At 48.4% G+C, this 1,192-nt stretch carries 1 protein-coding gene; it reads left to right on the top strand.

Annotated features, from left to right (window positions below):
• Window positions 1-170: 170 nt before the first annotated feature.
• A partial coding sequence (locus V7024_RS23265) for an IS4 family transposase (RefSeq protein ID WP_335524389.1) occupies window positions 171-1,192 on the top strand: 1,022 nt, incomplete at its 3' end.

The raw sequence follows: 1,192 nt of genomic DNA, 5'->3' as shown, positions 1-1,192 counted from the left end.
GCGCAGCAAGTCCCTTTGGGGCATGAGCGTTGCATAAAACCTATCACAACTTTTGCTGAAGTTACTATTTCTGTAACTACCTGTATCTTTTTCATGGACAAAACAAAAAAAGGCTCCTAATTTAGAAGACGTAGCACGTTGTCCACGACCTCTAAAAAGGAGTCCAACCCATGGATAACGTAACCCAAAACACTGTCGTTCGTCAACTGCTTTCTTTACTGCCTTTGGATGTACACGATCGCCTCCTTCATGCCGATCGCTACGCCAAGAAGCTCACCATCAACAAAAGCATTCTCATTTTCATTCTGGCTCAGTTCAACCATTGGCAAAGCTATATCGAGATGGAAGAACAAATTTATGCACACTCTGAAATTCGGTCCATCCTTGATCTGCCCAGCATCAGCGCAGCCCAATTGTCACGGAAACTCAGCGAAATCCCGACGGAAATCTTGCACATGCTTTTTCTCCATAGCGTTGCCCGTGTCCAGAAGCTGACGGCTCACCAGCAGGGCATTTCTTCAACCATTGGACCTCTGGCACTCATTGATTCGTCGAAAATCACACTCCCCTTGGTACTTGGGGATTGGGCCAGAGTTTCGCATACCTCCAGTGGGGTAAAGCTGCATGTGCGGCTCGTAGCCGCTTCACCCGAAGTGGTATATCCGGACGCTGTCATCCCATCGACTTTAAACGTAGGCGACCGAGCCGGGGCGGTCGAACTGGTCACCGAGCAGGCGGCAACTTATGTCATGGACCGTGGTTATGATAGCTACAAAAACATGGATAACTGGATGGAGCGCGGCATTCAATTTGTCATGCGAATGAGAGATCGCACCTCAATCCATGTTGTGGAGGAACGAGAAATCCCTCCGGGAAGTCCGATCACACGAGATGCTCTTGTGAACGTAGGTAGCGGTTGGCGCAAGATGAAGGAACGGGTCCGGCTCGTAGAGTTTTATGATGAGCAGAGGCGCTTTTATCGCCTACTTACCTCTCGACAGGACATAAAGGCCGAAGAAGTAGCTCATATCTACAAATGCCGATGGCTTATTGAACTTTTCTTTAAATGGATAAAGCAGCATCTGCGCCTGAAAAAACTGCACAGCTATAAGCCGCAAGCGATATGGAACCAGATTTACCTTGCGCTGATCGCTTACGTGTTGGCACAGTATATGCAGCTACGTCTAGAAAC

The organism is Bacillus sp. JJ864 (assembly GCF_036963045.1).
GTDB lineage: Bacteria > Bacillota > Bacilli > Bacillales > Bacillaceae_G > Bacillus_A > Bacillus_A pseudomycoides_C.
Note: the sequence above shows the minus strand (reverse complement) of the source record. Positions and strands in the feature narration are given on the sequence as shown.